Source organism: Paenibacillus sp. 1_12 (assembly GCF_900114475.1).
In the GTDB taxonomy this organism is placed as follows: Bacteria; Bacillota; Bacilli; order Paenibacillales; family NBRC-103111; genus Paenibacillus_S.
In genome coordinates this window covers 91,239-112,362 of record NZ_FOTE01000014.1, presented here as the reverse complement: position 1 = coordinate 112,362, position 21,124 = coordinate 91,239, and the positions used below count along the sequence as shown (strand labels likewise).

The window sequence follows — 21,124 nt, the reverse complement described above, 5'->3', positions numbered from 1 at the left end:
CAAAACGACACTTTTTTCCTTTGAAGCCAACACTTCAATACAAATTCGTAATTTTTACTAAAGCTGGGATTTGCTCAAGTAAGCATATGAAAGGTGGTCGGCCTAAAAAAGCATGCTGCAGACGGCAAAAGTCTTTTCCGCTGCTCATGCTTTTTAATAAGTGTACCTCTATTCTCTATTGAACTGTGAAGCTTCTCTCATTGATCATTGACCCTAAAATAGGTCTTCTTTCTTAATACCCACTGTACCGAGCGGCTAATCTGAATGTCATGCACAAAGCACAAAATTCAAGAATTATCCGCTTATAACGATACTTTATCCTTGAAGACTCGTAGTTGCTGGTGTTGACTGAATATGAGGCTTCTCCTCCCGACTGTTCTCCCCGCCTTTTTGCAGCTGATACATTCGGTAATAACGTCCCTGCAGCTCCATCAGCTGCTCATGGTTACCGCGCTCTACAATTTCACCATGATTCAAAACCAGAATCAGATCGGCATTTCGAATCGTCGACAATCGGTGCGCAATCACAAAAGTCGTTCGGCCTTCACTAACGATTTGGAGAGCTTTTTGGATCAAGCCCTCAGTTTCACTATCGATGCTTGCTGTCGCTTCATCCAAAATCAGAATCGAGGGATCAAAGGCAAGCGCTCGAGCAAAGGAAATGAGCTGCCTCTGGCCAGCTGACAGCGTACTGCCGCGCTCAACTACCGGCTCATCATAGCCACCAGGGAGTTTTTCGATGAAACCAGCTGCACCCACATCGGCCAACGCCTGCTTGACCTTCTGCTCATCAATCGCTTCATTATACAAGCCTACATTAAATTTAATATCGCCAGCGAACAGAAACGGATCCTGAAGAACAATACCCATATGCTTGCGCAGCGCCTGCTTGGATATTCCCGCAATATTGTTCCCATCAATTCGAATTTCACCGCTCGATGGCTCGTAAAAGCCCAACAGCAGGTTCATAATGGAGCTTTTGCCTGATCCGGTATGGCCAACAAGTGCAACCGTCTCGCCTTTCTTGGCCTCGAATGTAATGTCCCGCAGTACAGGTTCCCCTTCATTGTAGGCAAAGGTTACGTGATCGAAAGCGACATGTCCCTCAGGCTTGGCTAGCCCCATCGCGTTTTCCAGCTCAACACCTTCGAGATCAAGGATATAAAATACTTTTTCTGCAGATACTACCGCCCGCTGAGCATTCGTCAGTTGATCGAAAATTCCGATGATCGGCTGAAAAAACCGACCCAGATAATCGATAAAAGCATAAAACACGCCAAAAGATATTGCAGTCTGCAGCGATTGCCCCCCAAAATACCAGATGGTTCCAGCTGTGAATAGCGATCCGACCAGTCCGGTGAAATTTCTGGAGGATAATGAAAATACACGCAATTGCTTTTGATTGCTGCGGTATCGGTCTTCATTCAAAACTTCAAATTCCTTCAAGCGTGCCTTCTCTTGTCGAAAAGCTTGAATAATCGGCATTACGGCAATCGATTCGCTGATCATTGCGTTCATATCGCTTAATCGAGCACGCATAATAGCAATATAACCCTTGGAAAATTTTAAGTGTACCCACATCACGGCAATAAAGAGCGGTATTAATATCAATGTAACCAACGCCAATTGGACATTCAGTAAAAATAAAGCTACATAAATGCCAACAACATTAATCGTACTAACCACGAACGTTGCCATAAAGCTCATAAAAAGATCACGGATCGCCTCCGTATCATTAGCAACACGGGAGACAACCTGACCGATCGGCGTATTGTCAAAAAAACGCAGCGGTATCTTTTGAATATGTCGCATCAGATCCATCCGCATTCGCTGAATAATACGAAGCGCTGTAGATTGCAGCGTGTACGCCTGAATATAGTGCAGCGTACTTGCAACCACCAGCAGGGCAATGAATAATCCAAGCCATCCCAGGACAGGGCTCACCTCGAATTGATAAAGTGCGGCTACCTCTGAAGTAGTAAGTTTGCGTGCTGAGTACAGTTCAGGCGCTGCTCCGTTACGGACTACCTGCACGGTTACCTGCTCTGCTTCCGGTACGACCCCCTTCACCTGATCTGGCGTATTCGGCTGAATCGACCAATTACCTTCGAATTGCTCGGCGGTGTTGATCAGGTACATACCGCTCTCCAGCTGCATAAAGCGGACTTCCTTCCAGCCTAAGCGGGTCGCTTGCTTCCTTGCTTCTGACTGGTCAGGATGCAGCCAATCACTGCGGTAATAAATAAGACCGTTTATTTTAACAGTCTTCATTGCCAGCGCAAGAGCCGGATATTCCTTTGCTTCGTACCAAGGCAGCTGTACGCTGCTTATATGTTTATCAATAATTGTTTTTGCAATAAAAGGACCGCCCAGCTCCGCTCCTACCGCACAGCACAGTACAAGCAGCGCGGCTATAATACGCATCTTATAAATCATTGCATAGGAAGCCAGCCTTCGAACTACCGTTTGTTGGGATGCCATGATTCCATTCCTTTCACGCTTCGCGTTGTTTATTTAACAAGTCAACCTGCCAATGTCGCCTCCATTTGTTGGCGGTCAAACTGCTCCTTATACCAGCCCCCATACAGCATCAGCTGTTCATGCGTGCCTTCTTCGATGGTTCGCCCATCATCAAGTACAAGTATCCAATCGGCATGCATCACCGCAGAAAGCCGATGTGTCGCGATGAGCGTGGTTTTGCCAGAGCGTTCCCTGCGAAGATTATTCAGGATCATGCTCTCGGTTCGTGCATCGACGGCAGATAGCGAATCATCCAGTATTAATATCTCCGGGTTTACCAGCAAAGCACGCGCGATACTTACGCGCTGCTTTTGCCCTCCTGAGAGCATCACTCCGTTCTCGCCAACAATCGTATCCAAGCCTTCCGGCAGCTGCTCCAAATCCTGGGTAAAGGAAGCCATTTCGACAGCCTTGCGAATGTCCTCTTCTAATGCTTCCGGCTTGCCAAGGGCGATATTATCTCGTATCGGCTTTGACAGCAGCAGATGCTCCTGCGGCACGTAGCCCATCCAGCCGCGAACCTGCGAAAGTGAAATCCTCTCCAAGGGAATGCCAGAGATCAACAGCTTTTGCGGCTCAATTGGATACTGTCTAAGCATCTGCTTCAGCAATGTGCTTTTCCCGCTGCCGGTTCGTCCGACGATCCCAAGCGTCTGTCCGCGTTCAAGCTGCAGTGAAATACCTTTCAAGCTGTCATGCGCGGCTCCCGGGTAACGAAAGCTTAAACCTTGCAGTTCAATCCGACCTGGCTGCTCGACAGCAATTACCGGCTCTTGATCCTGTACGTCAGCGGTTTGAGCAAAGCTTGCCGATAACCGATCCACAGATGCCGTTCCACGCTGTAAAATATTAATAAATTCACCGAACGCAATCATCGGCCAAATCAGCATTCCCAAATATATATTGAAGGAAACGAGCTGTCCAAGCGATATTTGATTATGAAATACCATATAAGAACCATAACCGATCCCAATCGCATAGCTTAATCCAACAATAGTCGCTATGGACGGATGGAACAAAGCATTGATTGCGGCGACCTTCATATTTTTGGTCATGACGTCCTTCGTAACCACATCGAATTTGGCGATATCGTGCTCCTCCTGCACATAGGATCGAATAACACGCATCCCCGATATAGACTCGAGCGCACGATCATTCATTTGTCCGAAAGAGGCTTGCGCCGCAACGAACCGCTTACGCATGCGCTTCCCCAGCATACTGATGACAAGCGTCAGGAATGGCAGCGGAATAAGAGCGGCCAGCATCAGCTTGTAGCTGATCAGCGATACCATCGTTATGAGTACAACAGCTGTTCCAACCAATGTATTGACCAGCGTCATCACCCCGTAACCCGCTGTTTGGCCGATAGCCAGCACATCATTCGTGGCAAGTGCCATAAGCTCCCCTGTCGTATTACGTTGGAAGAAGGAAGGCGACATCCGTGTCATATGCTGCAGCAATCTGCCTCTGAGCAGCTTCTCCAGCAGGATTGAATTGCCAAATAAGGTGGTGATCCATATATAGACAATGACATAAATGATGACTGCCAGACCTGCCAGTAACATAACGTTTCGGTACAGCTCGGCTTCGGTCAGCCCCCCTGTACGGATTTGGTCGATGACGTTACCGATCATTTTGGGCGGAATAATACTTAACAGGTTCACCGTAGCCATGAGTATAATGGCCATTATGTATTTAGCCCCCTGCTGTTGAAAAAACCAAGAAAGCTTTTTTACAAACGTCACGCCAATTCCTCCTTACTTGTGCTCAATTCGTCCATCTACCATACCATAAATTGGTGATTCGGACATCGGAAATTATGTTTAAAACAAATTATTCCTCTGAATCACGTGTGGACGTTCTAAATCGAAACCACCTCCAATACCACTATAAAAGTGATTTTGGAGGTGGCTTTATATTTCTATGCATTCGTTAATTCTATGCATTCATCCTTACTGGTAGTACTTACCTGTAGGTCGGCATGACCACACCAGGATCCGATACACTTGTAAATTTTCCATCTGCAAATTGCTGTATTTCATTCCCCTTGATCGCGATCGAGTAAGCCTTGCCCTCATATCGAAGCTCACCCTCGACTGTACGAACCGACATCCCGATAATCGAATTCAAACCGCCCTGGCGGTCAGTTACAGCCCGAATGCCATTCGGAAATTGCAAGTATGCCTCTCCGTTACGATAAACAACCGCTAGCTCGCGTGTATTCACCAGCTCAAAATCATTATCTTCCACCGTACGGCTGTAGGCCGTTTGATTGGCAACCTCTTCCCCGTGGTCAACCGTATACGGAACTAAGCCTGTAAACCACAGCTGGCCTTCTGGCATCGGCAGGATGCCGCTCAAGCGTTCTACATAATCAAGCAGACACAAAATCGCCGGCGAATACGTCTCTGTGTAGCCTTCATCGCCCGTCCATGGGCTTAAGCATTGGGCAAACCGTTCCACATTCAAAAATGCAGAGAGGATCGGAATGATCACCCATGTCAGCTCCACATAACGTCCATGGTGCTCAAAAGCATGCGGGGTACGGATCAAGCTTAAAAAATTCGATGTCCCGCCCCAGCTGTTATAGCTTGAAGAGGGATCAAACCGCGGATCATCCATCGACAGCGAGGTAAACGGGTATTTAGCAAAAAATTTGCTCGTATTCAATAAATAGCGACGCAGCATCTTATCGAAGAAATCACGGTCACCTACCTCACAGGCCATGACTCTCAGCAGCACATCGGATTGTACCTTGACCCACTCGTCATTACGGTCGAGATCGTAGAAAAATTCATCCTTTTCATCATAGCAATATTTGAATAAGCTGTTCAGGCTTTCCTCCGCTTTGGCCTTCCAATCCGTACCGGTTTCACCCAGCTCTTCAGCCATCCGCTGCAAGTAGAGACGCTGACAATATACATTGGCTGTCAAGTCTGGAGCTAGAAAAGGAAGGATCGGCGAGTCTGGATTGCAGTAACGTGCATCATCTCCATGCGGCGTATCGGGAACATGCCAGAAGCGTGGAGATAAATCATGTCCCGTATCAAAGGTGCAAAAAGCTTCTACGCAGCCGCTTCCCCGCGTATTGCGATACGTAGTCAGCCATTCGTCAAAACGCTGCATCGCGTTGTACATTTTACGCAGAAATGGTTGGCTTCGCCCATTCAGCATGTAGTGATTCCAGACGCTTCTAGCGAGCGGCGTGACCATCTGGATTTGCCGGTAGGCGGCACCGTGCTCCGTTATTTTATAGGGCAGCTGGCCGTCCTCGCACTGGAAATCAGCAAAACTTTCATAGGAAGCCTCGGATACCGATGGAATGAACCTCGACAATAATTCCGCATTGATCGTACCCGTGCTCTCCAGCCAGCAGCCAAGATAAACGCCGCCCTCGTGCAGGATCGGCCTTCTACTGCCCTTGCTTGATGAACTCCCAATTCTATGGTCCACTTTACTATGAGCAGCGTCATTAGATGCGCCATGATCGGAATCACTGCCTCCCTGTCCTGTTGGCACGATACAATCTAACAGCTTGCGTAAAGCGTTGTCATATACGCCCTCAAACCGAGCAGAGGATGCTGCAAAACGGACTCCCGAACGCTCCCACTCGGCCAGTACTTCCGCATCGGACGATTTTTTTAAAACCCCCCCCTTGTCGTCCGTATCGATTTGACGCAGCCGTTCTATGATCGAATCACTCATCATTCCCGCCTCTTCCTGTTCGTATTTACTTGTACATTAAAAACAGGCAGCACCCGAATGTTCGAGTAACTGCCCATTCCTTGCTAATCAGTTTACTTATTGTTATTGAATATTTTCACAACACCGTTATAGAAATCGTCGACCGCTTTTTTAACATCCTTTTTGCCAAAGCCGATTTCCTGAACAGTCGTATCCGCCAGCTTGGAATATTCCGTAAAGCCCGGAGGGTTGTAGCTGACTTTGACCGGTTCTTTCTTGGCCGCCTCCGACACCTTGCTCGTGTAATCGTAGATGATCTGGTCGATAGGCGTCGACTCTTTCTTCAGCAGATCGCGCATTGGCGTTGTTACTGGAACACCACGGTCGTTGCCGAGGATTTTGGCAGCTTCCGGATCGTTGATCCAGTAGCTCATCAACTGCGCAACTTCCTTCGGATATTTCGTTTTGTTATAGCCTGACATCCCTTGGCTGGATTCAAAAATGACGGCAGTGCCTTTGGGACCGCGTGGCAGTGGTACCAGTGTCAGGCTGTCCTTGATCAGATTTTGGTGTGCACCCAATGCATTGGACGCAACAAGGCTCATCGCGACTTTACCCGTTACAATTAGCGACTTGCTCGTATCGCCAGGAGGGTTGGACACCTGCAGCTCAGGGGTTACAACACCGCCTTCCTTACGCAGCTTATCCCAGTAAGCGAACCACGGCTCGACATCCTTTTGGTCGAAGCCGAGCTTGCCGCCGTCCATATCGTACAGCTGCTTGCCGTTTTGCTTCAAATAGATGTCCATGCCGTCAACCGTATAGTCATAGGTACCATAGGAATCCTTGCCCAGCTTCTGCGACAGCTCCTTGGCTATACGGCTGAAATCATCCCATGTCCAGCTATCCTTCGGAAGCTCGACGCCAGCCTTCTTGAACAGCTCTGTGTTCACAAGAATACCTCGAGCATTCGCCCCAGCCGATACGTGCAGCAGCTTGCCTTTAATCGTACCGTATTCGATCATCGACTTGTCCATATCGGCCAGGTTCAGCTCCTTGCCGACATAAGAACCGATATCCAGCAATACGCCCTTATTGGCATAATCGACGACATTGCCTCCGAGGAAAAATACATCCGGCGCCGTTCCTGAAGCCAGCTGTGTGTTTAATTTATCGAAATAACCTGTGCTTGGCGCGAATTCGCCAACAATTTTAATATTCGGATTCTTCTTTTCAAAATTGCGCAGAGCCTCATTCGTCCGGTCCGCACGCTTCTGATCTCCCCACCACATAATGCGCAGCTCAACGGGCTCTTTTTTGGCCGCATCCTTAACCGTACTATCTGCAGCACCTGTCGGTGTACTGCCTCCGCAAGCCGAAGTGACGGCCATCAATGCTGCTATAGTAGCAAATGACATACTTTTTTTCATTTCTGTAATCCCCCTTAAATGATGATGGAAGCTTGTATCTTGATCATAAAGGATAACGCTTTCTTGATGAATCGGTTTCCTTCGGCACTTCACTATTAATTTTTTCGGGTTACTTGATGATTACTTGATGCCCGTGGTCGCAATGCCATCCAGAAAGTATCTTTGGAACGTAAGGAAGATGGTCATAATCGGAATCAGCGACAGCACCGACATCGCCAGCAGCGCACCCCAATCCGACTCTCCGGCAGGGTCAAACAGTGAGCGGATACCCAGCTGTACCGTGAACAGCTTGACGTTGTTTAAATAAATCATTTGGCTGAAAAAATCATCCCACGTCCAGATGAACGTAAAGATTGCGGTCGTAATCAGCGCGGGTACCAGAAGCGGTAGTATGATTTTCCAGTATATTTGACCTTGTCCACAGCCGTCTATCGTTGCGCTCTCATCGAGCTCCTTAGGAATACCGCGGATAAACTGCACCATAAGCAGTATAAAGAACGAGTCGTGGGCCAACCATTTAGGAACGATCAGCGGCAAATAGGTGTTGATCCATTCAAAATTTTTGTACAAAATATATTGCGGCACCAGTGTAACGTGATAGGGGAGCATGATCGTCACGAGCATCATACTGAACCACAGCTTCTTATATTTGAAATCGAGCCGGGCAAAAGCAAAAGCCGCCAACGAGCACGTAATCACATTACCCAATACGGACATGACGGAAATCTGCGCCGAGTTAGTGAAGAAGCGAAGAAACGATATCCCTTGCAGTCCTTTCCAGCCATTCATGTAGTTTGTCAAAGTAAATTCCTTGGGCCACAGCGTCGTGTCAGAGAAAATCAGGTTATTCGGCTTAAAGGAGCTGCTGAGCAGCCACAGCACAGGGTACATCATCACAAGTCCAATCGCAATAATGATGAGATGCTTGACTCCGTTTGTATAAATCGTTTTGGTTGTCATATCGTCACCCCTTCTCTTCCTTTCCGTCTCCATAAAACACCCAGTACCTGGAGGTTGCAAAAACAATTGCCGTTAAGCCGCCGATAATGACCAGCATGATCCAAGCCAGTGCGGACGCATAACCCATATCGAAAAAGGAAAAACCCTTTAAATATAAATACAAGGTGTAAAACATCGTGGAGTCCATCGGCCCGCCGCGTCCATCCCCGATCACAAAGCCCGGTGTAAACACCTGAAATGAATTAATAATCGTCATGACGAGGTTGAAAAACAGTACGGGTGACAGCAGTGGCAGCGTGATTTGAAAAAACTGGCGGATTTTGCCGGCACCATCCACTTGGGACGCTTCGTACAGATCGGCAGGTATTTGCTTTAAGCCAGCCAAAAAAATGACCATGGCCGATCCAAACTGCCATACAGACAACGTGACAATCGTATACAGCACAAAGTTTGGATTAGCAATCCAGGACGGTCCTTCAATCCCGAACCAGCTGAGAAAGTGATTGAAAAGACCGTTACCGTCGAACATTTTACGCCAAACAATCGCGATCGCCACACTGCCGCCAAGCAGTGAAGGAATGTAATAAACAGTCCGGTAAATCCCGAGTGCCCGAATTCCTTTGTTGAGCGCCATTGCTACCAATAAAGCGAATATGAGCCGCAGCGGAACCGAGAATAGAACATACTGAAACGTTAATTTCAAGGAATGGTAAAACATACTGTCATCCGTAAAAATCTGCACATAATTGTCGAATCCCAGCCAACGTGGTGAAGACAGCAGGTTGTACTTAGTCAAAGACAAATATAACGAACCGAGCATTGGGCCCAGCGTCAGACAGAAAAAACCGATCAGCCACGGCAGCAAAAACAAATATGCTGTACGATTCTGTCGGTATCGGGGTGATTTGCGTGAAGATTGCATAGTGGCCTCCTAATCCTGATCCATGGAAATGATCCTAGTGTAGTTAAGAACGATAACCTTATCATACAGACCGGAGGACTTGTTATGAATTCTATTTCTTCGGCAGTTCATTATTAAATTTTTCAGGTGGACTTTGGCGAAAGTCAGACGGGGTCATCCCATACATACGTTTAAATTTAGAGGAAAAGTAGCTGGCGTTGGAAAAACCCGTCAATTCGGCAATATCCCACAAGCTGAGCGGGGTATCCACCAACAACCGCATTGCCTGGGCCATACGCACCTCAGTCACATATTGAATGAAGGTTTTACCTACCTTGGATTTAAACAGCTCCGAGAAATAGGAGGAATTATAGCTGAACCGATCGGCAAGCATCGTCAAATTAATCTCGTACATATAATTGCTGTCGATAAACTGCAAAGCAGCCTGTATCATCGATTGCTCCGGGTCTTCCATATCAGCCTTCGTTTTATGATCGATTTTCTCACCCAAATGGGCTAGAAAACTTTGTGCTTTGTCTATTGTGTCCAACGCCAGCACCATATCTGGTCTTACCCACAGCTGCTCGCCTGTATCCAGCTGCACTCCCGCCGTATAGGCCATGGAGTCAAGCAATAAATAGAGCTGAAGCACCAGCTTGACGAACTGTACCTGTGATTCGACAAAAGCTTCCGTCAGCTCCTTATGGACGGTCTGTGTGAACAGCTCCAATTCGCCACGGGCCAGCTGCCTTTGAATGATTTTAGCTACATCCTCGGTTAATGCGGGTCTGCCATCCCCATATTCCTTGGCTGTACCGCCTATTTCACTGTTGAGTAAATTCCAGGCGATCAGAGATGACATATAACCTTCCTTCCACTTGTTAAAGCCTCGAGTCGTCTGCCCGATGCTGATTGAAGGCTCAAAGGATAAATATCCGGCTATGCTGTTACGCAGCTCTTCAACAAACGAAGCAGCCGCATCATCATCATGGTCAATGATGAAATGCATCAACCCTGGGTAATTGGGGTCACGAAAAACTTGAGGCTGACTCGTGTGAAGCTGGGCAAACTCTTGACAAATCATTTCGAACGGCAGACGGAGCTTGTCCGGTGTGCGTTTGTCATCTTGGTTCGTTGGGCCAACTGGACCGGTCTTACGCTCCCTAAAGCCTACGGTCAAGAAGCGGACAATCCGCTCATTCCACTCACGTAGTAGAAATAGCTCTGCGCGTTCCTGCTCCGCCTGCCCTCGCTTAAGCTCCTCCTTGACCAGATGAACGATAAAATGCTCCTTCATCTCAATATAATATTGAGATAACCGCCAACGCACCTCTGCCTGCTCATTTTGGAGGCTTCTCTCCTCATTCAGCTCTTGCGTCACCTTGCTCAGAGCAGCCATCAGCTCATCCTGAGCAACAGGCTTAAGCAAATAATCACGAGCCTGATTGCGTACTGCCGCTCTGGCATAATGAAAATCCTCGTATCCGGTAATCACGATGATCTTGAGTCCCGGATACTGCTCGTGGCTGCTTTCCAGAAAAGAAATTCCGTTCATCACGGGCATATTCATATCGGTAATAACCAGATCGATAGCTTCGGCAGCTAACCGTTCCAATGCTTCAATACCATTGGAGGCCTCGGCGACAACCGCCAATCCCAAGCTGTCCCAATCCGCCTTCAGTTTTAATCCAAGCCGGATTTCCGGCTCATCATCCACGATCATCACTCGGTACATGAGAGGGGTCACCTCCTACAATTTTTTTAGTAAAACTCACTTCATAATGAGTTGCTGTACAGGCAGGATCAGCTCGATTCGGGTTCCCTGACCCTGCGGCGATTCTATTGTAAAGCTAAAGCGCCCCCCATAATAGAGCTGGCAGCGCGCAAGCACATTGCGCAATCCGATCTGTCTGGCCCCCGTGTTCAAGATATGATCGAACTGGGAGGATAGTGATTCCGCATACAGCCGCTGAATCAATTCCTCAGCTATGCCGGGTCCGTTATCTTCAACTATTAGGCGCACCTGCTCTGACTCGCTGTAAATCCGGATCACTACCTTGGCAATCGTTTGATGAAGAAAGCTGTATTTGACCGCATTTTCGACCAATGGCTGCAAAATAAACTTCACCATTTGCCTGCTGTCCATGTTTCCCTCTTCTTCTATTGAAATATGAAGACGCTCCGCGAAGCGGATTTGCAAGATGGAGACATAATGCTTCAGGTAGGTTAATTCCTCCTGCAGCGGAACCAGATCCTCGCTGATTCGGAGCGAAAACCGCATCATTTTGCCTAACGATTCGATCACTTTAACGGTATCATTGGTACGTCGCTGCATGGACAGGCTGCTCATCAATTCCAACGTATTGAACAAAAAATGCGGGTTGATTTGCAGCAGCAGCGCTTTATATTCGGCCTGCTGGCGAAGCAGCTTCAGCTCAAACTCGGTTTGGATATGATGCCTCAGCTGCGCCACCATATTGCGAAATGTCGAAGTGACGTAGCCGACCTCATTGCGGACGATCTGATCAGCAGGAATACGGCTTTCCGCATTGGCAAAATCGCCTTTTTGTACGGAACGCATCGCTGAGGCGAGTCGCGACAATGGCTTTGTAATTCCATGTGAAAGCCATGTGGCCACAAGGATCGCACAAAGCAGCAGCAAAGTAGTAAACAGAATGATGCTATTGCGAAGGGTGTACAGCTTGGCGTACAAATCCTGTTCCGATACGACACCAACCAGCAGCCATGGATTCAACTTTTTGTAAACCACAATATCGTTCATACCCCGATCATTCGGTAAATACAAGACGCCTTGGCGTGCACGTACAGCCCGGACAGCTTCTACGTTTCTGATCGTTTCGGGATCGGATGCGTATTCATTTTGTGACAGAATCGGATGACCGTTTTGATCCAGCAAAAAGATCGTGCCGCTGTCTCCTAAGTGAATCCGCTTGAGCGGCTCCAGAAAAAAATCGACGCTGACATTGACCTTCATCACGCTTTTGTACAGGGACGGCTCGAAGGTACCGATGGGCAGCAGCAAGCTCACTACCTGATAAGGCTTCGATTGACTCGATTCGACCTGATCTCTGTGCGCGGATACCCAATGATTCCCGTTCTGCATAAAATCCTTGTACCAGGGCTCATCCAGAAATGTTGTATCCGCAACCACCTGATTGCCGATACTAACCCACAAGCCCTCCGGACGATAAATCGATACTGAGGAAACGCCAGAATAATTGTTGGTCGTCTGGGTCAAAAAGCGGCTGAGGTCCAGATTGTAAAGCATCTTCTCTCCTGGAGACAGGGAAGGATCGGATAAGGCGATGTCCCAATTTTTAGTTAGGTCATTGTTATAGACAAGGGAAGATAAATCATAGATTTGATTAAGCGCCATATTGATATAGGAGCCGTATTCGTCCATTTTCTCCAGTGCGGACGATTCAATATACGATCTGACAATCGAACGGGATTCATTGAACAGCAAAAAGGAAACGGTTCCAAAAGAAAGTACGAGCAGCACAACGAAGGAGGCAATCAAGCGATTTTTCAATGAATAAAACATGACCCTGTTCTCCCTTCAATAGTGATATACCCGGAACCGTCAGCTTGGCATTCAAGGTCGGGAGCTCGATTACAAAAAGCACCGACAACAATTGCCAGTGCTGCGGTATGATTCATGATTTCATCTTCTATAATAGAACATTATAGCATTAGATTACTGCGATGATAGTCACCGTATCCTACCAGTTCGATATCCAATGAACAAGAGGAACCGCAAAAGCAGCTATGAGCACAGAGGGCAGCAGGTTGGCGACGTTAATTTTGCGCAGCTCCAGCAAATTGATCCCGATACCCATAATCAAAACTCCGCCGACTGCTGTCATTTGCACAATGATCTCATCCAACATCGCCTTGTCGACAAAGGAGGCGATGCCCGAAGCGGTGAGCGCCATCGCACCCTGATACAAAAACACGGGGATCGCTGAGAATAACACGCCAACGCCCATCGTAGATGCAAATATGATCGCTAAAAAGCCATCCAGCATTGCCTTTGTATATAAAATATCATGCTGTCCGCGCAGCCCGCTGTCAAGCGACCCCAGTATCGCCATTGCTCCAACACAGTAGATCAATGTGGTGTTGACAAACCCAACCGCAATCTTGCCTTGCACCTGCGGCTCATCGTGCATTTTAACATCTGCTGCTGTCGGCATTCCTTCAGCCGATGTCCGACTCTTATCACTGGCTGCATTGTTAATCGAGCGGCGGTTGGCCAAGCGGGTCAACGTATGAACCCCACGCTCCAGTTGCCGACCAAGCGCCTCCAGATTGCGCTCCACACGAAGCAGCTCACCAAGTACCCCGCCGAGCACCAAACATCCGACAATAAGCAAAAAATTTGTCGACTTCAGCGTCATAGACAAACCCAGTACTACCAAGGCCAGTCCTATCCCCTGCATCACCGTACTGCGGATGCCTTCACTCATGCGATTAAGCATCAATCCCAGCAGCCCGCCGACCAGGATTGCCGCCGCATTAATGATCGTCCCCCATAACGCCATATCGTCTATGCCCTCTCGTTCATCATGCCTGTTCCTGTTAGTTTGCATGATCTAGTTGTTCAAATCGAGCAAAGCTCGGATTTGTGATCTGATCACATTATAACCGATTACGCAGAGCGTCGGCGTGTTAAATGGATAAATGTGATCGCGAGCGCAAGTACGAGTACCAGACCTTTAATAATATCGAACGCATAGTATGGCAAATTAAGCATCGTTAATCCATTCAGCAGCACTCCGATAAGAACAGCTCCAAAGAAGGTACCAATCACATTCGGCTTCCCTGCTCCAAGCACCGAATATCCGACGAATACGGCAGCTACCGACTCCATCAGGACGGGAGCACCCGCATCAATTTGGCCAGAGCCGACACGGGCTGCGAACAGCAAGCCACCCATAGCGGCAAATACACCCGATAGCACATAAGCCATGGTACGTACTCGATTGACCTGAATACCTGACAGACGCGCTGCTTCCTGATTGCCTCCGGTTACATACAATTGACGTCCCCAGCGTGTATAGGTCAAAAAGATGTGCACAAGCACAACCGCAATAATCATCAACAGCACGGGGACGGGTAAACCGAACAGCTTGCCTTGGCCGATCCAGAGAAAGGACTCTGTGAATTTGCCCGGTGCCTTCGTACCGTCAGGTAATTGCATGTTGTTATAAATGGAAAATCCCTTGGTGTACGTCTTGTGTACGCCGCCGATAATATACATGACCGCGAGCGTCGCTAACAGATCAGGGATGCGAACCTTAACAATCAACAGTGCATTCAACAAACCGATCAGGATGCCGATCAATAAAGGAACGGTTAACACCACGATGAGTGGCAGCTGATAAAATACCATCATAGAAGCCACGACTACAGTCGTCAGCGAAACTGTTGAGCCTACGGAAAGATCGAAGCCATCGACAATTTGCGAGAAGGTCACACCTATCGCTACAAAGGTAACGATCGATATCGAACGCAAAATATCAGCCAAATTGTCATAGGACAAGAAGTTTTCATTGCTGAGTGAAAACAAGACGATGACTAGGGCAATAATCACCAATGCCCCATATTTATATGAGTAATCCAGAAATTTATCTTTCACTGAAACGTAGCCTCCCCAGCGCTTGCGTAGTACAAAATTTGTTCCTGCGTGGCTTCATCCCGACGCAGCTCTTTTACGATTTGGCCATAGCTCATAACGAGAATCCGATCCGCTATTCCTAATATCTCAGAAATTTCGCAGGAGCAATAAATAATCCCTTTACCTTCCCCCGCAAGACGACCTATTAAACGGAAAATATCGCTTTTGGCTCCAATATCTACGCCCTTGGTCGGCTCATCGAAAATATAAATTTGCGCATCGGTAGGCAGCCATTTGCCGACTGCAACCTTCTGCTGGTTGCCTCCGCTCAAATACTTCACCAACTGCTCCATATTCGGCGGATGCACGCCCAATTGCTGGATCATCGCCTGCGCATTGGCAGCTTCCTGTGATTGCTGAACAAACCCGAAGCGGCTGAACAGCTTAAGCAATGGAAGAGACAAATTATGTTTGACCGACTGCTCTACCAGAATACCTTGCTTACGGCGCTCTTCAGGGATCAGTGCAATACCTTCACGCACCGCATCGTTTGGACTGCCGAGCTTCAGTCGCTTCCCCTTCAACTCAATTTCTCCCCGCTCGAGCGGATCGGCTCCAAACAACAGACGCGACAGCTCCGTCTTACCCGCACCCACCAAACCAACGATCCCGACAATTTCGCCGCTGTGCACTGATACATTTACACCCCGTACCTTGGTTCCCAGAGTCAGATCCTTGGCAACCAGCAGTGGTCCGCCAATCGGAACCTCTACCTTGGGAAATTCCTCTTCAAAAGTTCTGCCCAGCATTTGCTCGATTACAACCTTTACGCTCGTGTCAGCCGCAGGCTGTGTCGCAATAATCCGTCCGTCACGCATCACGGTTACCTTGTCACTGATTCGGAACACTTCATTCAAACGATGCGAAATAAAAATACAGCCAACACCATCCGCTTTAAGCCGCTCCATAATCCGGAATAGCTGATCGGCTTCCTCCGTACTGAGTGGTGCTGTGGGCTCATCAAAGATGATGAATTTGGCCTTTTGCGCCAATGCACGAGCTATAAGCACCATTTGCTTTTGCGCGATGCTCAGCTCACCCGCCTGCCTTCTCACATCAACCGCAAGTCCAATGTCGCTTAAGATACGAGCAGCTTCCCGCTCGATCTGCCTCCAGCTTAACCAGCCACTGCCGTGCGTCATCCGGTCCAGCATAATATTTTCCGCAACGGTAAGCTTAGGCACAAGAGCTGTATCTACTTCCTGATAAACGCATTGAATACCGCTCTGAATTGCATCGCTTGGTCCGCTGATCGCAAGCGGTTTGCCATCAATCGCAATCTCGCCCTCATCCGGCAAATATGCACCGGACATCACTTTGATCAATGTGCTTTTCCCTGCTCCGTTAGCTCCAAGCAGTGCATGAATTTCGCCTCCACGAACTGCAAAATCGACCTGCTGCAGCGCCTTCACTCCGGGAAACGATTTGGATATGTGACTCATTTGCAATAAGGTGATGGAATTCGTCATCCTGGCATCACGCTCCTCATTTCAATGGAAAATCCCATCGATCCAGATCGATGGGATACTAAATATCTTACGAGTCTGCTTGTAAGCAGACTCTGTTTGGGTAAATTCTATTATTTCTTTACAGGCTTTTCAGCCTGCTTCAACCAATCGGTGTAGCCTTGCTCGCTCTTGCCCCAGCCTTTAACATGCTCGCTCAATTGTGCTGTGGAAATTTGCGAAGCCGGCAATTGGTCTCTCGATACGAAAACCGGGTCTAACACGATTTTATCAGGTGTTTGGTCACCATGCAGCTTTTGATATAAGAAACGTACTTGAATGCGTCCGATATCCTTTGGATCTACAGCTGCAGAAGCAACCCATGGGCTCTTCGTATCTTGAATCATCTGTAAATCCTCGTCACTCATATCGATACCATAAATCTTGATTTCGTTACGTCCCGCTTGTTGAATTGCACGGGCAGCGCCCTTGGCGAACTCATCCCATGCAGCCCATACGGCTGTAATGTCGCCTTTGTTCGGGTATTTCTTAAGAATAGCTTCCATTTGTGCTTGAGTATCCAGTGCTGTATTTTGCGAAGCTGCTCCGAATGCCGCTACTTCTTTAATTCCTGTATTTTTATCCATAAATGCTTTGTAAGCAACTTGTCTGCGTTCCATTGGCGCGAAGCCGGCCACCCAGATTTTCACGATATTTCCTTTGTTATCCATATCCTTGCCCATTTTGTCGAGCGTAAGCTCAGCCATCTTTTGATCGCCTTGCTCTAATACCGTTACGCCAGGAAGCTTAATGTCGGCATCAAAGGCAATAACCGGAATCTTTTTCTCCAAAGCTTTTTTCACGCCAGCTTCTAAAGCTTCTGCTGTACCGTGGTCGATCAGGATACCATCCATCTTTTGATTGATTGCTGCATCCAGATTGGAGGACATTTTGGACAGATCGCCTTCAGCTGTATATACAGTTACTTTACCGCCCAGCTTTTCGACCTGCTCTTTAACGCCTTCTATATATTGAGCCGAGAACGTGCCCAGGTTGATCTGCATAATTAATGCAATTTTCTTATTCTCTAATGAAACAGAACCTGTACTCGCTGTACCGTTCGCAGCATCCGGTGCTTTAGCTTCCGGTTTGGCTCCGCATGCGGCCAAGCTTACTGACAGAATCAGCACGAGCAGTAAGGCTATGCTTTGTTTAATTTTATTCATGACTATAATTCCCCCTACATCTTTTGTAAATCCTATCCTACTCTTTTTGTAAATCCTACTCTTTTACTTGGTCTTAACTCTACCACCAACAATTATTAGCTGTCAATGGTATAAATAGGATGTTCATAATATCTCTATTTTTCGATACGCTTCCATCAATTGGCGGCTCTGCGGGTTGATTCCGGTGATCGTCATTTTTTTGCCCAAAGCCCTATATTTCTCGCTAACCTTGGTGATTGCCGTTACTGCCGAGTGATCCCAAATATGCGAACCCTTAAGGTTAATTACGATACGCTCCGGGTCTGTATGCGGCTCGAATAGCTCTATAAAGTGGGTCATCGTACCAAAAAACAATGGCCCTCCTATCACATACTCCTTATACACATCACCTGGATATAATAGATTTTGCTCATCGCGAAGGATTATTTGACAGTTCAGCTTAGCCATTCTCCAGCCAAAATTGAGCGCGCTAAGCACCACGCCCGAGACGACGCCAATCGCCAGATTCGAAGTAGCTACGACGATAGCCACGGTCAGCACCATCACCACCGCATCGCTGCGTGGGATTTTCCCGAGAGTCCGAACCGCTCCCCAATCAAAGGTTCCGATCGATACCATGAACATCACGCCCACAAGCGCCGCCATCGGAATTTGCTTCACAATATCCCCAAGCACAAGGATCAGGAATAAGAGAAACAGACCTGAAACCAGCGTTGACAGCCGCGTCCTGCCACCCGATTTGATGTTAATGACGGTTTGCCCGATCATGGCACAGCCAGCCATTCCACCAAACAATCCATTGATCATATTGGCAATCCCTTGTCCACGAACTTCGCGGTTTTTGTCACTGCCGGTTTCGGTCATTTCATCGACGATCGTTGCAGTCAGCAGCGATTCGGTCAATCCAACAATCGCCAAAGCCAGAGAATAAGGCAGCAGAATCAGCAGTGTATGCCAAGACCACGAAATTTGTGGAATATGCAATAAAGGCAGCGCCTGACGAATTTCACCCATATCGCCTACCGTACGAATATCAAGTTTCAGTACAATCGCAGCAATCGTCATCACAATAATCGCCACCAAAGCGGATGGCACTACTTTAGTTAGAAGTGGAAGCACATAAATGATCGCCAGTGTCCCTGCTACCATCGCGTACATTGGCCACGACTCTCCGACAAAATTGGGCAGCTGCGCCATGAAAATAATAATCGCCAATGCATTCACAAATCCGATAATGACCGAATGTGGAACAAAGGTAATAAACCGCCCTACTTTAAAAACACCAAGAATTAGCTGGATCAAGCCCGTCAGCACCGTTGCCGCGAATAAATAGTCCAAACCATACTTCACAATAATCGGCCCCATTAATGAAGCCATAGCTCCGGTAGCCGCCGAAATCATACCGGGTCTGCCTCCTACAATCGAGATCGTGACCGCGATGGTAAAGGATGCGTACAGGCCTACCATCGGGTCTACACCAGCCATAATGGAGAAAGCAATCGCCTCAGGAATCAAAGCGAGCGCTACTGTAATACCGGATAATACATCATTGCGGACATTGCCAAAGAAACCTTGTCTAAGCTGCTGCACAAACAAAATAAATCCTCTCCCTATTCATTTCAAATAAGCGCTCCACTCTCAGGATTGCCGGGTCCGATGATCACTGTTTTTGATTATAAACGTTTCGCCGGAATATGCATAGTGTGTTTAGGCTGCAGGAAACGCGCGCATACTAACGAACGAAATCACTATGATTTAGGAGGCATAAGGTAAACATGGCTGAGGACAAAAGCATGGAGCCGGTTTCCGGACATGAAGTGGAGACCGACGGCATTTATGAAAACGAGTGGGGGCGTGAAGAAACGTTAAAGCGAGGAGACGAATTCCCCTATGATCCTGTAATGGGACAAACCGAATGGAAGCTCGTCAGTCTACCGCTTGAAAGCCAGGAGCAGGAGATGTATAGGGATACAACGGCTAATACAAAGCCGCGTTTGCACATTGAACGCGGTGACAGATAGCAACGGCTTGCTGCTGGCAGAATCACGCTGCGTACACAGGCTTTAGGCTAAAGCCATATCCACTGCTGCGATGAATACCAGGATTCGGAGAATTCTCCGCGAATGCTCGGCAGATAGGTGTTAATCGCCCATGTAGACTACTTGTTGCGGACCATGCATGTTTTGAAGATCAATGGGATACAGTAACAATGGATTTTACAATCAAGGGAGGCTTAATCATTCATGGAGAACACGCATGATTTTGTAGAGAAGTTACACGACACGCAGAAAAAAGCCGAGGCCAATAAAAAGCATCAGGGTAAAGGGACACCAAGCGACAGGCTGTCTAATAAGCAGCATAGTACAAATAAATAATATCAGTAACGAACCAAGGGACTGTTTCCTTAGTAGACAATGCTACTAGAGGAACAGTCCCTTTGGTCCTGATTATATGATGTACAGTTCGTCCGTAGTATCTCTACCTTCCAACCCTACTTGCGGCCGTAATCGGCTTTAATTTCTCCCCATGCCTTCGTATCCCATTTGAGAATCGGATTGCTGTAGGTATTCGTATGCAGCCAAGAAAGCGCACGGTCAACGAGCGTCCAGATTTCCTCGGTTGAAGCGTCGCGTGGTAATGTTGTGGCGACAGCCTTTTTGCGAATCCAACTCATCGCTGTCATTGAATCGCTGTACACCGTCATCGTGCTGCCTCGCTGCTTTAGATAAGCCAACGCATGGACAATCGCCAAAAATTCACCCAGATTATTCGTTCCCTTGGCAATCGGCGGATGCTCAAAGATAACCTCACCAGTTCTTGTGCTGACTCCCTTGTACTCCACAATACCTGGATTCCCCTTGCTGCCGACATCTACGGAGATACTGTCGAGCACGACCTGTTGAGGTAGCCCACTAATCGCTGCGGACTTCGCCCCTGCCTTCTTCGTACTGCTGCTGGAGCTGACCGCTCCGCCAGTCCCAGCTTTGGCCGCTGCAAACGAAGACTTCCAGCCTCGGGCAAGTGCTGCCTGAGCATCACCCGCACTCTCATAGGCCTTGAATTTGGCCTGCGGATAACCGTTCGTCTGCTGCTGGCACTCAGCCCAAGTCTCGTAAATTCCCGGCACTTTCCCTTCCCACACTACATAATATTTTTGCTTTGCCATAGACAAGCTCACCTTCTACAAAAATAATCGTTCAAATCATGAATGATAACCTTCTTACTTATATAAAGATAACCGTTAAAAACGCTGAATA

16 protein-coding genes are annotated in these 21,124 nt (G+C 47.8%); 2 read left to right on the top strand and 14 right to left on the bottom strand.

From position 1 onward, the window contains the following. Positions 1–315 precede the first annotated feature (315 nt). From BM210_RS25055 to BM210_RS24995, 13 genes are all read right to left on the bottom strand, one after another. A complete protein-coding gene (locus BM210_RS25055; RefSeq protein WP_091174759.1) occupies positions 316–2,481 on the bottom strand; it encodes an ABC transporter ATP-binding protein in 2,166 nt (721 codons plus the stop codon). A gap of 41 nt (positions 2,482–2,522) precedes the next feature. Then, positions 2,523–4,265 carry an ABC transporter ATP-binding protein gene (locus BM210_RS25050; protein ID WP_091174757.1) on the bottom strand — a complete coding sequence of 581 codons (1,743 nt, stop codon included), beginning with the start codon at positions 4,263–4,265 and terminating at the stop codon, positions 2,523–2,525. Positions 4,266–4,485: 220 nt separating this feature from the next. Further along, entirely contained in the window at positions 4,486–6,225 is a 1,740-nt protein-coding gene (locus BM210_RS25045) for an MGH1-like glycoside hydrolase domain-containing protein (protein WP_091174756.1), read from the bottom strand. A gap of 92 nt (positions 6,226–6,317) precedes the next feature. Next, positions 6,318–7,634 (bottom strand): ABC transporter substrate-binding protein, encoded by a 1,317-nt coding sequence (locus BM210_RS25040; RefSeq protein WP_091174754.1) that lies wholly within the window; start codon positions 7,632–7,634, stop codon positions 6,318–6,320. A gap of 120 nt (positions 7,635–7,754) precedes the next feature. Further along, complete coding sequence (locus BM210_RS25035) at positions 7,755–8,594, bottom strand: carbohydrate ABC transporter permease (RefSeq protein WP_091174752.1); 840 nt, start codon at positions 8,592–8,594, stop codon at positions 7,755–7,757. 4 nt (positions 8,595–8,598) lie between these two features. After that, positions 8,599–9,516: a carbohydrate ABC transporter permease gene (locus tag BM210_RS25030; protein WP_091174750.1), complete on the bottom strand. Its 918-nt coding sequence runs from the start codon at positions 9,514–9,516 to the stop codon at positions 8,599–8,601. A gap of 91 nt (positions 9,517–9,607) precedes the next feature. Further along, positions 9,608–11,230 (bottom strand): response regulator transcription factor, encoded by a 1,623-nt coding sequence (locus BM210_RS25025; RefSeq protein ID WP_091174749.1) that lies wholly within the window; start codon positions 11,228–11,230, stop codon positions 9,608–9,610. Between the two features lie 36 nt (positions 11,231–11,266). Next, positions 11,267–13,060 carry a cache domain-containing sensor histidine kinase gene (locus BM210_RS25020; RefSeq protein ID WP_091174748.1) on the bottom strand — a complete coding sequence of 598 codons (1,794 nt, stop codon included), beginning with the start codon at positions 13,058–13,060 and terminating at the stop codon, positions 11,267–11,269. A gap of 178 nt (positions 13,061–13,238) precedes the next feature. Then, complete coding sequence (locus tag BM210_RS25015) at positions 13,239–14,060, bottom strand: DUF554 domain-containing protein (RefSeq protein ID WP_091174746.1); 822 nt, start codon at positions 14,058–14,060, stop codon at positions 13,239–13,241. A gap of 107 nt (positions 14,061–14,167) precedes the next feature. Next, complete coding sequence (locus BM210_RS25010; protein ID WP_091174745.1) at positions 14,168–15,157, bottom strand: ABC transporter permease; 990 nt, start codon at positions 15,155–15,157, stop codon at positions 14,168–14,170. Next, positions 15,154–16,665: a sugar ABC transporter ATP-binding protein gene (locus BM210_RS25005; protein WP_256224000.1), complete on the bottom strand. Its 1,512-nt coding sequence runs from the start codon at positions 16,663–16,665 to the stop codon at positions 15,154–15,156. The genes BM210_RS25010 and BM210_RS25005 overlap by 4 nt, the downstream gene beginning before the upstream one ends. Before the next feature lie 110 nt (positions 16,666–16,775). Next, positions 16,776–17,867, bottom strand: a complete 1,092-nt coding sequence (locus BM210_RS25000; RefSeq protein WP_091174744.1) for a sugar ABC transporter substrate-binding protein — start codon at positions 17,865–17,867, stop codon at positions 16,776–16,778. Positions 17,868–17,990: 123 nt separating this feature from the next. Next, positions 17,991–19,463 (bottom strand): SulP family inorganic anion transporter, encoded by a 1,473-nt coding sequence (locus BM210_RS24995; RefSeq protein WP_091174742.1) that lies wholly within the window; start codon positions 19,461–19,463, stop codon positions 17,991–17,993. Positions 19,464–19,642: 179 nt separating this feature from the next. On the opposite strand from BM210_RS24995, the gene BM210_RS24990 reads away from it, so the two are divergent. Together BM210_RS24990 and BM210_RS24985 are read left to right on the top strand one after the other, a co-directional pair. Further along, a complete protein-coding gene (locus BM210_RS24990) occupies positions 19,643–19,888 on the top strand; it encodes a hypothetical protein (protein WP_091174741.1) in 246 nt (81 codons plus the stop codon). A 222-nt stretch (positions 19,889–20,110) separates the two neighbouring features. Beyond that, positions 20,111–20,242: a DUF4023 domain-containing protein gene (locus tag BM210_RS24985; protein WP_091174739.1), complete on the top strand. Its 132-nt coding sequence runs from the start codon at positions 20,111–20,113 to the stop codon at positions 20,240–20,242. Positions 20,243–20,358: 116 nt separating this feature from the next. Here the strand turns inward: BM210_RS24985 and rnhA are convergent, their stop codons facing one another. Next, the gene (gene rnhA / locus BM210_RS24980; RefSeq protein ID WP_091174737.1) at positions 20,359–21,033 is read right to left on the bottom strand and encodes a ribonuclease H; all 675 of its coding nucleotides are present in this window, start codon (positions 21,031–21,033) and stop codon (positions 20,359–20,361) included. Between the last annotated feature and the right edge of the window lie 91 nt (positions 21,034–21,124).

Excerpts from the sequence above, each read along its gene's own strand:
- BM210_RS25000 (WP_091174744.1), bottom strand. The coding sequence starts at position 17,867 with ATGAATAAAATTAAACAAAGCATAGCCTTACTGCTCGTGCTGATTCTG.
- BM210_RS25030 (WP_091174750.1), bottom strand. The coding sequence starts at position 9,516 with ATGCAATCTTCACGCAAATCACCCCGATACCGACAGAATCGTACAGCA.
- BM210_RS25045 (WP_091174756.1), bottom strand. The coding sequence starts at position 6,225 with ATGAGTGATTCGATCATAGAACGGCTGCGTCAAATCGATACGGACGAC.
- BM210_RS24985 (WP_091174739.1), top strand. The coding sequence starts at position 20,111 with ATGGAGAACACGCATGATTTTGTAGAGAAGTTACACGACACGCAGAAA.
- BM210_RS25025 (WP_091174749.1), bottom strand. The coding sequence starts at position 11,230 with ATGTACCGAGTGATGATCGTGGATGATGAGCCGGAAATCCGGCTTGGA.
- BM210_RS24990 (WP_091174741.1), top strand. The coding sequence starts at position 19,643 with ATGGCTGAGGACAAAAGCATGGAGCCGGTTTCCGGACATGAAGTGGAG.
- BM210_RS25015 (WP_091174746.1), bottom strand. The coding sequence starts at position 14,060 with ATGGCGTTATGGGGGACGATCATTAATGCGGCGGCAATCCTGGTCGGC.
- BM210_RS25005 (WP_256224000.1), bottom strand. The coding sequence starts at position 16,665 with ATGACGAATTCCATCACCTTATTGCAAATGAGTCACATATCCAAATCG.
- BM210_RS25040 (WP_091174754.1), bottom strand. The coding sequence starts at position 7,634 with ATGAAAAAAAGTATGTCATTTGCTACTATAGCAGCATTGATGGCCGTC.
- BM210_RS25035 (WP_091174752.1), bottom strand. The coding sequence starts at position 8,594 with ATGACAACCAAAACGATTTATACAAACGGAGTCAAGCATCTCATCATT.
- BM210_RS25020 (WP_091174748.1), bottom strand. The coding sequence starts at position 13,060 with ATGTTTTATTCATTGAAAAATCGCTTGATTGCCTCCTTCGTTGTGCTG.
- BM210_RS25055 (WP_091174759.1), bottom strand. The coding sequence starts at position 2,481 with ATGGCATCCCAACAAACGGTAGTTCGAAGGCTGGCTTCCTATGCAATG.
- rnhA (WP_091174737.1), bottom strand. The coding sequence starts at position 21,033 with ATGGCAAAGCAAAAATATTATGTAGTGTGGGAAGGGAAAGTGCCGGGA.